Source organism: Negadavirga shengliensis (assembly GCF_042652345.1).
GTDB classification, from domain to species: Bacteria; Bacteroidota; Bacteroidia; order Cytophagales; family Cyclobacteriaceae; genus Negadavirga; species Negadavirga shengliensis.
In genome coordinates this window covers 43042-56240 of the sequence record NZ_JBHSJJ010000006.1, presented here as the reverse complement: position 1 = coordinate 56240, position 13199 = coordinate 43042, and the positions used below count along the sequence as shown (strand labels likewise).

Below are 13199 nucleotides of genomic sequence, written 5' to 3'. Positions count from 1 at the left end.
TTCCGTGACATTTCCGAGGTAAGACAAAACGTTCCTGATTTTGGGATTGTTAAAAGCGACTTCCCTAATCAAAACAGCCCTAACTGCTCTTTGTCGTCATCACTGTCTTCCTTTTTTTTCAGATCAAAACTCACCGTACTGCCGATTTCAACGTCTTCATCCTGGTCCACTTCTTTATGCCTGTTTTTTTCAGGCGCAATCAGCGTGATCTCTTGGATAGGATGTCCCGAAACTTTGTTGCCCAAAGCCTTCCATCCCTTCACATCGATCAGCATATCCAAATCAAAAACAGTCTCTTCAATTGATTTTCCTTTTTGGATCTTGGCTTTTACCTGAGGTTGCTTCTCAGTGGATACCACCACCAATCGGGACTGTCTGTGATCCGAAATAAAATTGAATTTTTTGTTTATCGTAGAAGTCTCTATCATGAACCGCTTCACAAAATGGTTTTTGCTCGCTCCGTCATAATAGATGGCCGACACCACTTTCTTCGGATCAAATTTTTCTATCGCCAACAATTCTTCCTGAACAAACCTATTGGTCAGTTCAAAATTGGTCAGTTCATAAGATCCGTCTCTATAGAAAGCAATGATCTTGTCATCCCCCAGAAAATTCCCGATGAGTTCTCCCCTTTGGTCAGTATTGATTCTTCCTACAGAGGCATCGTAATAAATATCCAGTCCCCCCAACGTAGAAACCCCTTCCATCTTGAGCTGGACTTTGCGTATCGGGTATTTGGTGAGGATATTCCCCTGTGCCCCTCTTCCCTTGATCTCTATGGTGCTAAAGTCAAAGTCAAAAACTTTGATCCTGGCTTTGGCACCCGCGGTAAGGAAGACGGTGACGATTTCTGCTTCGCCATTGGCGTTGGCGGTGAAGTACAATACTTTGGATCCTTTGGAACCCTTGGTGAGCACATATTCTCTGTCCCTGGTAACACTCATCACCTGAAACCTCTTTACCATGCTGCGCCCGGAAGCCCCATCCACATAGATCATGTTGTACACCATCCTTTCGTCACCCTTCCTGAAGACAGCCACATGGCGGATGTCTTTGCCCACAAAAACTTTGTCCTGTATTTTAGTCACCAGACAAACACCGTCGTTTCGGAAAACAATGATATCATCCAAATCGGAACAATCACATACAAACTCATCCTTTTTCAATCCGTATCCCATAAACCCATCCTGACGGTTTACATACAGTTTGGCATTGTTGGCAGCAACCACATTGGCTTCAATGGTATCGAAAGTTCTGATTTCCGTTTTGCGTTCTCTACCCTTGCCGTATTTTTCAAGAAGATTTTTATAATATTCAATGGCATACGCCGTAAGATGCTTCAAATGATAATTAACTTCCTTAAGCTCCCCTTCGAGCTTTCTCATCAGTTCATCGGCCTTAAAGGTATCGAATTTCGAAATCCGCTTGATTTTGATTTCCGTAAGCCTGATGATGTCGTCTCTGGTGATTTCTCTATAAAAATCCGGCTTGAAAGGATCCAGTCCCCTATCAATGGTCTCAATGACCGCTTCCCAGGTCTCACACTCCTCAATATCCCGGTAAATTCTGTTCTCGATAAAGATTTTCTCCAAGGAAGAAAAGAGCAGCTTTTCCATCAACTCGCCTCTCCGGATTTCCAGTTCCTTTTTTAACAAGGATTTGGTCTGTCTTGTGTTGTACTCCAAAATATCATTAACAGAAAGGAATACAGGCTTTTCGTCGATAATCACGCAGGCATTGGGAGAGATGCTCACCTCACAGTCTGTAAAGGCATATAACGCATCAATCGTCATGTCGGGAGACTGCCCCGGTGCCAATTGGATTTGGATTTCCACATCCCTGGCCGTGTTATCCACCACTTTCTTTATCTTTATCTTCCCTTTATCATTTGCTTTGATGATAGAGTCGATAATAGAATTGGTGGTGGTGCCGTATGGAATATCCTTGATGAGCAGTGTTTTGCTGTCCTCTTCTTCTATTCGGGCCCTTACTTTGATTTTCCCTCCTCTCAGCCCCTCATTGTATTCTGAAAAATCAGCAAGCCCTCCGGTTGCAAAATCGGGAAGGATATTGGTTTTTTCGCCGTTTAGTATCTGGATAGACCCCTCAATCAATTCACAAAAGTTATGGGGAAGGATTTTGGTGGAAAGTCCCACCGCGATACCTTCTACCCCCTGCGCCAACAAGAGCGGAAACTTTACCGGAAGGGTAACGGGCTCTTTCTTCCTGCCATCGTAAGAAAGCTGCCATTCCGTTGTCTGCGGGTTGAAGACCACCTCCAAGGCAAATTTGGAAAGACGGGCTTCAATGTATCTGGCGGCCGCAGCCCCATCACCGGTACGCACATCCCCCCAGTTACCCTGGGTTTCTATCAATAAGTCCTTTTGACCCAAATTCACGATGGCATCCCCGATAGAAGCATCACCATGGGGATGGTACTGCATCGATTGCCCTATGATGTTGGCCACTTTGTTGAACCTGCCATCATCCATTTCCTTCATGGCATGCATGATCCGGCGTTGAACCGGCTTCAAACCATCTTCTATGGCGGGCACGGCCCTTTCCAAAATCACATAGGAGGCGTAATCCAAAAACCAGTCCTTATACATCCCAGTCACGGGAATCGAATCGTGGAGGCTTTCGTCCTGTTCCTCCGGAATATTATTGTCGTCGCTCATTACTTTTTATGAAAGTTTTTTACATGAAACACATAAGAAGAAAAACTTCACTTTTCATGGAATACATGTTCACAAATTTATCAATTAGGCCACCTCTGTTTCTTCCTCTTCCACTACTTTCTTGGCCGGATCATCAAAAACGATGTCCTTTTCAATTTTGAGGTTGTCTATGATGAAATTCTGGCGATCCGGAGTGTTTTTCCCCATATAGAAATTCAACAAATCCGCGATTTTAGTTTCTTTGTTCAATATGATGGGTTCCAATTTGATATCATCTCCAATGAATTTCCCGAATTCTTCAGGCGAAATCTCTCCCAATCCCTTGAAGCGGGTGATTTCCGCAGACTTGCCCAAGTTATGGATGGCCCGCTGCCTCTCTTCATCGGTGTAGCAGTATATGGTTTCTTTTTTGTTTCTGACCCTAAAAAGCGGCGTGTCCAGGATGTAAAGGTGGCCGTTTTTTACCAGATCAGGAAAAAACTGTAGAAAATAGGTCATGATCAAAAGGCGGATGTGCATCCCGTCCACATCGGCATCCGTTGCGATCACTATTTTTCTGTAGCGCAGCCCCTCGATGCCATCCTCAATGTTCAGGGCATGCTGTAACAGGTTGAATTCCTCATTTTCATACACTACTTTCTTGGTCATCCCAAAACAGTTCAACGGCTTACCCCGCAGGGAAAACACCGCCTGGGTCTGGACATCCCTGGATTTGGTGATCGACCCGGATGCGGAATCCCCTTCGGTGATAAACAGCATGGTCTGGTCTTTGTCCTCATCCCTGGCCTTATTGTCATCATAGTGTACCCGGCAATCCCTGAGTTTCTTATTGTGCAGGTTGGCTTTTTTGGCCCTTTCATTGGCCAGTTTTTTAATACCGGAGATTTCCTTCCTTTCCCTTTCCGACTGCAAAATCCTTTTCAGTAAGGCATTAGCCGTATCCGGATGTTTGTGAAGATAATTATCCAGCTCGTTCTTGAGAAAGTCATTCACAAAAGTCCTTAACGTCGGCCCGTCGGGTCCAACACTTTGAGATCCTAATTTGGTTTTGGTCTGGGATTCAAAAACAGGTTCCTGTACCCTCACCGCTATGGAAGCCACCACGCTCTGCCTGATATCCGAAGCATCGTAATCCTTCTTGAAAAATTCCCTCACCGTCTTCACAATGGCCTCCCGAAACGCCGCCAAATGAGTTCCTCCCTGGGTAGTATACTGCCCGTTTACGAAAGAATAGTATTCCTCCCCATATTGGTTGGAATGGGTAATGGCTATTTCAATATCATTGCCCTTTAAATGAATGATCGGATACCTGCGGCTGTCTTCATCCACTTTCCGGTCCAAGAGATCCAAAAGGCCGTTTTGGGAAAAATATTTGGTGCCGTTAAAGTTGATCGTCAATCCGGAATTCAAAAAAGCATAATTCCAAATCTGGTTTTCCAGATATTCCGGAATAAAATGATAGTTTTTAAAAACGCCGCTGTCTGGTGAGAACACGACTTTGGTTCCGTTCCTTTCGGAGGTTCTCTCCACTTTCCTGTCCTCCAGGAGGATCCCCTTTTCAAATTCAGCCACCTTGGTCTCGCCATCCCTGTATGACTGTACCTTGAAATATTCTGACAAGGCATTTACTGCTTTGGTACCTACCCCGTTCAGTCCGACGGATTTCTGGAAGGCACCAGAGTCGTATTTACCTCCTGTATTGATTTTTGAAACGCAGTCGATGACTTTTCCCAGGGGAATTCCCCTACCATAATCCCGTATTTCGACCCTGTGTTCACTTATTTTGATGTCAATGGTACGGCCATAACCCATCATATGTTCATCGATACTGTTGTCGATAACCTCCTTTACCAAAACATAAATGCCGTCATCCTGGGCACTTCCGTCGCCCAGTTTGCCAATATACATACCCGGTCTCAGCCTGATGTGTTCCCTCCAATCCAGCGATTTAATACTGTCTTCGGTATATTTTACGTTTGCTGCCATTTTCTGCTGTCTTTAATCTTTTATTAGCTGCCCGATCTCAGTTGCTTTATTTTTTTTGTCAAAATATAAAATAATCCCAATACCCATAACACAAAAAAGACAGGTACCATGTAAAAAAAGAAACTGAACTCAGAACTTTTTATTTCATTTTGGTTGCTTATGCTGTGAATATAGAATACAATGATCACTGTGGAAACATTCAATATACCTGTAAAAGAATAAATCCATGCCAACATCTGATCCCTAAATGCATCTCCGGGAGGAAAAAGCCGCTTTAACCTGAGGGTATATTGAAGTTCGATAAGCTTTGCGGGTAATATCAAGAGCAGGTTATATACCAGAAACACCGTGATGGTCAGGTAAAAGAACACATCCCTGGTAATTTGTTTCAAGGGCATGCCCGCATCACTCACTTCATAAGACACAAATTCAGGTGAAGCGGAATAAATATACAGGAATACCACCAGAAAAAACACAACTGTCAGAAAATAAAAGGCTTTGGAGAATCTGGAATACATATGGTCTTGAATTAAGCCGCTAATATAAAAATTTCTCCCATACCTATGGGCAGAATCAAGTTCCCCGTTTCCAAAGGAAAATGAAAAAGGCAAATTTTCGTCAAGGGACGTGTACATGGTATTAAGCAAAAGATACAACGATCAAAGCAATGCGGATTTGAGCGGTTGGGTGAACGGGTTGTCCGGTTATGGAACCTCAATGGTCCCGTTTTCCAATATCAAAGAACGGCATCCGGGGGGCGGAAAGGCATACCTTGTAGTTCGGGAAAATTTTTGTTCAGATTTTTTGATGATGTCAAAATCTTTCAGGCCCTGGCTTTTCTTCGATTGACAGCCATAGAAAAAAAGAAAGCTGAAATGATGCTTGGTAGCAGGTGCCCTGTACTCATCTGAATCGTTATCTTTATACAAGGTTACGAAATATTTTTTGGCGATTACCAGAAAAATGTTAAACGGAAAAGGTTACCTAAACATTAATCATGGTATCTCAAGCCTAAGACAATATATTTAGGTAAAGTGATACAAGGTTGAGAAAAAAGTAAAGATTTTTTGTAGTTTTTGTACAACTATTGATACTCATATGACAAAACAGCTATCGCGCCACCGATAATGCCCACATCATTGGACAAGACATTTATCTCTTTAGTCAACAAAAACCTCGGGATAGCCCACAAGGTAAGTCAGATATATTTCAACGATCAGGATTCCCGCCTTGACGCTATCCAGGAAATGATGTATCAACTGTGGAAATCCTATCCGTCTTTTGACCAGCGGTCCAGGTTCTCTACCTGGATGTATAGCGTATGTTTAAACACCGCCCTAACCTACCTCAAGAAAAATAAAGGAAATAAAAATGAAACACTTAACGAATCGCATCACCACATCCCCAATGAGCATACGGCTGATCAGGAAGAACAATCCGCCCAACTCAGGCGAGCCATCAGCCTGCTTTCCTCCCTGAATAAGGCAATCATACTGCTCTATTTGGAAGGCCATAGCTACGATGAAATCAGTGAAATAACGGGGCTTACCAAATCCAACGTAAGTGTGAGATTGGTAAGAATAAAGAAAGAATTGGAAAAAAGACTAAAAAAAACCTTCAGCCACTAACGCCATGTCCACTTTAGAAGCACTCAGAAACCAATGGAAAACATCCGTATTGGAGCATCCTATTCAGTCATATAATGAAAATGAATTTTCGGACCTAATCAAAAAACAGATGAAAAAGCAAAACAATATTATCATGCATTACTTTTGGGGAACTTTTATTTTCCATATCCTCATATACGCCATGCTTGGCCACGTAACGGTCAAATACGGCATCATCATGTCAGATTACTTTGTATTGATTTTAAGTCTTGCGGGGATTTTCCTGACCATACCGTTTACTGCAAAACTCATATCCAAATTCAAGCAGCTTGCAAAAATACAGGTCGGGGGCAAAGGGCATGGGTCTATCAAAGATCAGCTGAGCCTTAAACATAAGATACTCTCCGGCTATTACAACTTCAAAAAAATCTATGACTACCTGGTCATTCCCATTCATTCAGCCATCGGAGTGGTCCTTTCTTTCCATATTATAGTGCCGGAAAGTGTCTCTTTCGTTTCTTTGCCTGTCATCACTATTTTTGTTTTTACAATGGCCTCATGCTGGTGGGTTGTATACACGGACAACAAAAAACACTTTGTGCAGCCTTTGAAAGAAATCAGGGGCATATTGGATGAATTTGACCGCGAACAACCTAAAGAATCGGGCGGGAACTTCCATTAACTTTTCACGGAGTAGTCAGGGAATGGGGAACAGGGAATCGCGCGGAAACTTCCGTTCTCTTTTCCCTATTCACTAAGTATTCAGGAAACAGGGAACCGGGAACAGGAAACAGGAAATCGGTCGCAACCTCCCATTCCCTTTTCCCTATTCACTGTTAACTCCGTATTCAGGAAATAGGGAACGGGGAACAGGGAATCAGGCGGAAACTTCCTGTTCTCTTTTCCCTATTCACTAAGTATTCAGGAAATAGAGAACAGGGAACAGGGAACAGGGAATCGGGCGAAATCTTCCTGTTCTCTTTTACCTATTCACTGTTAACTCAGTATTTAGGAAACAGGGGACAGAGAACCGGAAACAGGGAACAGGGAATCGGACGGAAACCTCCTGTTCTCTTTTCCCTATTCACTAAGTATTCAGGAAATAGAGAACAGGGAACAGGAAATCAGGTCGCAACCTCCCATTCCCTTTTCCCTATTCACTTTTCACGGAATATTCAGGAAACAGGGAATAGAGAACCGCGAACAGGGAATCGCGCGGAATCTCCTGTTCTCTTTTACCTATTCACTGTTCACGATTTCCAGTACCCTGTCCTCTTCATGACCTATACCATGAACAATTATTTTATCGGGGTAAACCGAAATAACGGCTCCAAGGGCTTGTGTAGTCGCTTCTACCATCCCTTGAAAGGTGACGTGGTGGATTCCTCTCCCATCCCTCACGTAATTTCCTTCGTGGTGATGGCCTGAAAACCAAGCCACGACATCCTGTGTTTCATCCAGCGCTGAAAGCAATTGCCGGTTGTTCAATAGCTGCAAACCGTTTTCCGGCAACAACGGATAATGACAAAAAACCACCGCCCTCTTTCCTTTCTCCCCTGCATTTTTTACCTGAGCAAGGAACCATGTCAACTGGTCATCGCCAATCCCTCCATTCCAGGGCTTTGCATTATTCGCCCCGGCGGATGTCAACGTTTCCATCACACGCACCGCCTTATTATAAGCCACTGACCCTTGCGGATGGCCTTCCATGCTAAAGTCCAATCCATTGAGAACAATAAACACAAACCCTGCCTCTTCAAATGAATAATACCCCGCTTCATTTCCCAGCTTTTTTCCGACCGACTTTTTCTGATCATCTGTCACCGCAAAATCATGGTTGCCCCAGACATGATGAATGGGAAACCTGCTCCTCTCCAATATTTTCAAGGGTTTATCAAAATTCTCAAACCCTCTGTCTATCAAATCCCCCAGGTTGACGATAAAGGAAAGGTCATAGGCATTCAGTATTTCAAGGGTTTTTTCCAGTTTGGCCGGCGAATTTCTGTAATTCCGTTTACCTATGGTTTCTGCATCTGCATATTGTACATCGCTGATCAGCCCAAAAGAAAACAAAGGCTTGACCGGCTTTTGGGCGAAAGCTGCCTGTAAGAAAAAAACCGGAAGACAAATCATGATCACAAAAATTCTACGGGTCATCGTTTGCTCATTTGTAAATCAATATATCCATGCTTTCTGCATACCTTTCCCCCATCGTTAGCTGACTGGCGGTGTCAAAGTGCGTGCCGTCAAAAGTCTCCGTTTCATGGGATAAGGCCACCTGTGTATAGGGAACCTGTTCCGGCAAGGCCAATAGCATCTGATTGAAAGCCCTCCTTTCTTCCGTGTCTGCTGAAAGCTGCCCTGCCACGAATGGCAGCTGCGGCAGGTCCAATTCTTTCCTCAAGCCTTCTATGAGCTGTTTCAGATCTCCCATATATTCATCCGTCCGGTTTACGTCTGACTCCCCTTGGTGCCATATGACACCGGCGATGCTTCCAAAGAGTCTTGCTTGTTTTGCCCGCCCGATGATTTCATTGAAAAAGTGGCTGCCGGGCAGCCATTCATTTATCGTACTTCCCCCACGTGCATTCACCACCAATCCCAGCAACTTATCAGGATGGTTTTCTTTGGTTTTTACCGCAAAGGCATAGGCCGGGCCTAACCTCTGCATGGAGGCTTCTTTTCTGATGCTTGAATGGATATTCAAAGGATTGCTGGCCGGCACCCACAAATCAGACATGTCTCCCGTGAAAAGAAAAATTCCTTCAAGGGGCTGGGAAAGGTTTTCGGGTATAGCTGCCCGGCCCGCCATATTGGATTGTCCTATTACCAAATAAATATCCATATTTTGAGATAGGGCGCTGCTCCAGGTAAGACTTATCCCTATAGCTAAAATAAAGGTCAGAATCCTGCCTTGTCCGATCATATTTGTGTTTAATTTGCCTGAATATAGGAATTAATGCGGAAAATAGGGAGTGTACAGTGATTTTACGGAAAATCAGGTTTCCTGCGGCGGTTTTTTCAGTTCTTTTTCCAGCTTGTCTTCTATCTCCGGAATTGAATTGTATAATTGTTCAAAACCATCGATGATAAAATACTTATCCTGAAACTTATTTTTCCAATAGGGGGTAGTCAGGATAGTTTGCACATCGTAATCCAAATGTTTTGGCTCGTCGGAAAGGCAAAACCGTGTCTCCCCTACTGAACTTAAAATACCGGCACCATATACCTTAAGCTGCCCCTTCTCCCGTATCAGTCCAAATTCTATGGTAAACCAATAGATGCGGGACAACATTTCAATGGCCAGCGGATTATGGATATGTTTCAAAGCTATTCCCGCCAGGTCGTGCAAAAAATTACAATAGGCCTGATTGGTCAAAAGCGGCAAGTGGGCGAAGGCATCATGGAACATATCCGGTTCCTGTAAATAATCCAGTTCCTTCATTTTCCGAAGCCAGGAGGAAGTCGGAAACCGCTTGTGATAAAGTAAACTGAAAAAAAGGTCATCATCGATAAGCCCGGGCACCACGTGAATGGCCCATCCGGTGAAATCAGACAATCGCTTATTGGCGTCACTGAAAACGGCCACTTTGTCGGCAGTGAAACCTATTGCTTCCAGTCCATCCAAAAAAGCTTGGGAAGCCGCCCCGGGTAAATTCCTCTGCTGCCTTTCAAATAAAATCCGCCAAACCTCAAAATCCTCTTTTGTATATGAATGGTAATCCTGATGAAGATTTTTTAATCGGGGGTCAGAAAAGACATCTACGGTTTCTTTGTGGTTCATATTCATCGTTTTATATTATTCCCATCGGTCTGTGGCATACACGGTCTTCCGCAGATGGTTATCAGTTGTCAATAAAACGCCCCTGTCGGACGCCTTATTTTATCGGTACCAACAGGGGCAGGGTGTTTTTTTGATTTTTTGCAGGATGCTACAACAGTGCAAAACTTTTTCTCATGGCAAATGTCTTTCGAATCTGCTCCGCCAACAACGCACTCTGGGCAAAATTCAACGTCTGCTGCCCATCTGAGTAGGCTTTATCCGGGTCTCTATGCACCTCATAAATAATCCCGTCCGCACCTGACATTACACCTGACAGCGCCATTTGGGCCACAAAATCCCTAATGCCAATGCCATGGGACGGATCTACCACCACTGGTAAATGTGATTTTGATTTAAGGATAGGAACGGCATTCAGGTCCAAAGTGTTTCGGCTGGCACGCTCATAGGTCCTTATGCCTCTCTCACAAAGGATGAGCTTTTCGTTTCCCCCCGAAAAAACATACTCCGCAGACTGCAGCAGTTCTTCAATGGTTCCGGATATCCCTCTTTTAATAAGGACGGCCTTATCGATTTTTCCAAGTTCATCCAGCAGATTGAAATTCTGGGTGTTCCTTGCCCCAACCTGAAATACATCCACATAGTCGTGCATCTCCTCAATCTGGGATACCTGCATGACTTCCGTCACAATCTTAATACCGGCAGCCTTGGCATGTTGATACCACAACCGCAGACCTTCCATTCCCAACCCCCGGAAAGCGTAAGGACTGCTCCTGGGTTTAAACACGCCGCCCCGCATCATCCTGATGCCGTTTTCTTTCAGATGGCCGATGACATCCAGTATCTGTTCTTCTGATTCAATAGAGCAAGGCCCTGCCATGATCGCCATGTCCCCATCTTTGATGGTCACCCCTCCGCCCAAATCAATACAGGTAGGTTTTACTTTCCATTTTTTGGATACCAGTTTGTAATCGTCAGAGACAATATGTATATCCTGGATCCCCTCAAGATGGCCTACCTTTCTGATATCGAACTCGGTTTTTCCTATACCGATCAAATAATCCCCCATCTGGGTTTTGACTTCTGTTACCTTATAGCCGATTTCATTGATTCTGGCAATCAACTTCTCTTTTTGGGAATCGCTTACTTCCTGTTTTAACTGTATGATCATGACAAAACCCCTTGTATATATGTTTTAATATCCGCCTCCTTGTTGGTTGAAGCTTTTAATACGTTGATAAAGGCACTGCCGATGATGGCTCCATGGGCATATTTTGCCGCCGTTCTGAATGATCCACTATCGGAAATTCCAAAACCTATCAAACGTGGATTGGTAAGCCCCATATTCCTGACCCTTTCAAAGTAAGCCAGCTGTTCCGGGGTAACTTCCTTTTTTGCGCCAGTAATGCTTGCAGAAGACACCATATAGATAAATCCGTCAGCATGTTCGTCGATCTCTCTGATCCGGGCCTCACTGGTCTGAGGAGAGATCAAAAAGGTATTTCTCAAACCATGCCGGTCAAATATCTCGCGGTACTCGGTTAGGTATTGCTGCATGGGGAGGTCCGGGAGAATGAGCCCGTCCACTCCTGTTTCGCGGCATTTTGCGCAAAATGCCTCCATTCCGTATTGGATAACGGGATTCAGGTAGCCCATGAGTATGACAGGAATGCTGACTTTTTCCCGCATATGCTCCAATTGTCCGAAAAGCTTTTTAAGGCTCATGCCATTGTTCAAGGCAATCATATTGCTTTCCTGTATCGTGGGACCATCGGCAATCGGGTCGGAATAAGGCACGCCAACCTCGATGATATCAGCTCCGGCGGCCTCGATGGCTTGCATGATGGACAAAGTATCCTCTAAATGGGGGAATCCCGCCGTGAAATAGATGGATAGGATATTTTCTTTTTTTTCCTGAAATAATTTGTCTATTCGGTTCATTTCGGTTTAATAATTTCCCCATTTTATGTATGTTTCTAAATCCTTATCCCCTCTACCTGACAGGTTGATGACAATGACGTCATCCGACTTGTATTTGATCTGGTTGAGGGCAGAAAAAGCGTGTGCTGATTCAATCGCCGGAATGATTCCTTCCAGTCTGCTTAGCTCTATCCCCGCCCTCATGGCTTGTTCATCCTCCACTGCCACAAATTCACCCCTGCCGGATTCAAACAAATGCGCATGTACCGGTCCGATACCGGGGTAGTCCAAACCCGCTGAAATGCTGTGCGGCTCCACTACCTGCCCGTCTTCGGTTTGCATCAGCAAAGTCCGGCTTCCGTGAAGAATACCGGGTTTGCCCAATACAGTGGTAGCGGCGGATTTGCCTGACGTCACTCCCAATCCAGCCGCTTCCACGGCCACGAGCCTCACTTCCGGCCTGTTGTAATAATGATAAAATGCTCCGGCGGCATTGCTCCCTCCTCCCACACAAGCTATGATAAGGTCCGGGTAATCCCTCCCCTCTTTTTCCTGAAGCTGTATTTTGATTTCCTCACTGATCACTGATTGAAAACGGGCCACCATTTCCGGATAAGGATGAGGTCCCACCACCGAGCCGATGATATAATGGGTGTCCACCGGATTGTTGATCCATTGTCTCATGGCTTCATTAGTGGCATCCTTCAGGGTTTTGCTGCCCGAGGTCGCCGGAACCACTTCAGCACCCAGGATACGCATCCTTTCAACATTGGGTTTTTGGCGCGCCATATCCACCTCGCCCATGTATACGGTACATTCCATGCCCATAAGGGCACATACGGTGGCCGTGGCTACGCCGTGCTGACCTGCCCCGGTTTCTGCGATGATCCTTTTCTTGCCCAGTTTTTTAGCCAGGATGATCTGACCAATGGTATTATTGACCTTATGTGCCCCTGTATGACACAGGTCTTCCCTTTTCAGGTAAATCCTGGCTTTATGTTTTTCAGAAAGCCGTTGGGCAAAAAACAAAGGCGTGGGTCTGCCTACATAATCCCTTAACAAGGTTTGAAATTCCTGCTTAAACTCTCCGGACTCCATGATGGCTTCATAATTCTCCCTTAATTCTTCGATATTGGGATACAGCATTTCGGGTATATAGGCGCCCCCGTAATTGCCGTAAAATCCATGTTCATCAACTTTGATCATATGTTTTTATTTTTTGACCCG

At 44.6% G+C, this 13199-nt stretch carries 11 protein-coding genes; 2 read left to right on the top strand and 9 right to left on the bottom strand.

Features of this window, described 5'->3' with window-relative positions; genetic code table 11:
* Positions 1-68: 68 nt before the first annotated feature.
* From ACFPFU_RS11955 to ACFPFU_RS11945, 3 genes are all read right to left on the bottom strand, one after another.
* Positions 69-2678, bottom strand: a complete 2610-nt coding sequence (locus ACFPFU_RS11955) for a DNA gyrase/topoisomerase IV subunit A (RefSeq protein WP_377064775.1) — start codon at positions 2676-2678, stop codon at positions 69-71.
* 84 nt (positions 2679-2762) lie between these two features.
* Positions 2763-4664, bottom strand: coding sequence for a DNA topoisomerase IV subunit B (locus ACFPFU_RS11950; RefSeq protein WP_377064773.1), 1902 nt, complete (start codon positions 4662-4664; stop codon positions 2763-2765).
* A gap of 23 nt (positions 4665-4687) precedes the next feature.
* Complete coding sequence (locus ACFPFU_RS11945) at positions 4688-5182, bottom strand: DNA topoisomerase IV (RefSeq protein ID WP_377064772.1); 495 nt, start codon at positions 5180-5182, stop codon at positions 4688-4690.
* A 621-nt stretch (positions 5183-5803) separates the two neighbouring features.
* On the opposite strand from ACFPFU_RS11945, the gene ACFPFU_RS11940 reads away from it, so the two are divergent.
* Positions 5804-6292, top strand: coding sequence for an RNA polymerase sigma factor (locus ACFPFU_RS11940; protein ID WP_377064770.1), 489 nt, complete (start codon positions 5804-5806; stop codon positions 6290-6292).
* Positions 6293-6401: 109 nt separating this feature from the next.
* Complete coding sequence (locus ACFPFU_RS11935; RefSeq protein ID WP_377064768.1) at positions 6402-6953, top strand: hypothetical protein; 552 nt, start codon at positions 6402-6404, stop codon at positions 6951-6953.
* Between the two features lie 557 nt (positions 6954-7510).
* Here the strand turns inward: ACFPFU_RS11935 and ACFPFU_RS11930 are convergent.
* The 6 genes from ACFPFU_RS11930 to trpB all read right to left on the bottom strand — a co-directional run bounded on the left by ACFPFU_RS11930 (position 7511) and on the right by trpB (position 13178).
* Entirely contained in the window at positions 7511-8428 is a 918-nt protein-coding gene (locus tag ACFPFU_RS11930; RefSeq protein WP_377064766.1) for a metallophosphoesterase, read from the bottom strand.
* A 7-nt stretch (positions 8429-8435) separates the two neighbouring features.
* Positions 8436-9197, bottom strand: a complete 762-nt coding sequence (locus ACFPFU_RS11925; protein ID WP_377064764.1) for a sialate O-acetylesterase — start codon at positions 9195-9197, stop codon at positions 8436-8438.
* Positions 9198-9269: 72 nt separating this feature from the next.
* The gene (locus ACFPFU_RS11920) at positions 9270-10055 is read right to left on the bottom strand and encodes a phenylalanine 4-monooxygenase (RefSeq protein WP_377064762.1); all 786 of its coding nucleotides are present in this window, start codon (positions 10053-10055) and stop codon (positions 9270-9272) included.
* Positions 10056-10203: 148 nt separating this feature from the next.
* Complete coding sequence (gene aroF / locus ACFPFU_RS11915) at positions 10204-11223, bottom strand: 3-deoxy-7-phosphoheptulonate synthase (RefSeq protein WP_377064760.1); 1020 nt, start codon at positions 11221-11223, stop codon at positions 10204-10206.
* Complete coding sequence (trpA, locus tag ACFPFU_RS11910; RefSeq protein ID WP_377064758.1) at positions 11220-11993, bottom strand: tryptophan synthase subunit alpha; 774 nt, start codon at positions 11991-11993, stop codon at positions 11220-11222. The genes aroF and trpA overlap by 4 nt, the downstream gene beginning before the upstream one ends.
* A 6-nt stretch (positions 11994-11999) precedes the next feature.
* Positions 12000-13178, bottom strand: a complete 1179-nt coding sequence (gene trpB / locus ACFPFU_RS11905; protein ID WP_377064756.1) for a tryptophan synthase subunit beta — start codon at positions 13176-13178, stop codon at positions 12000-12002.
* Positions 13179-13199 lie beyond the last annotated feature (21 nt).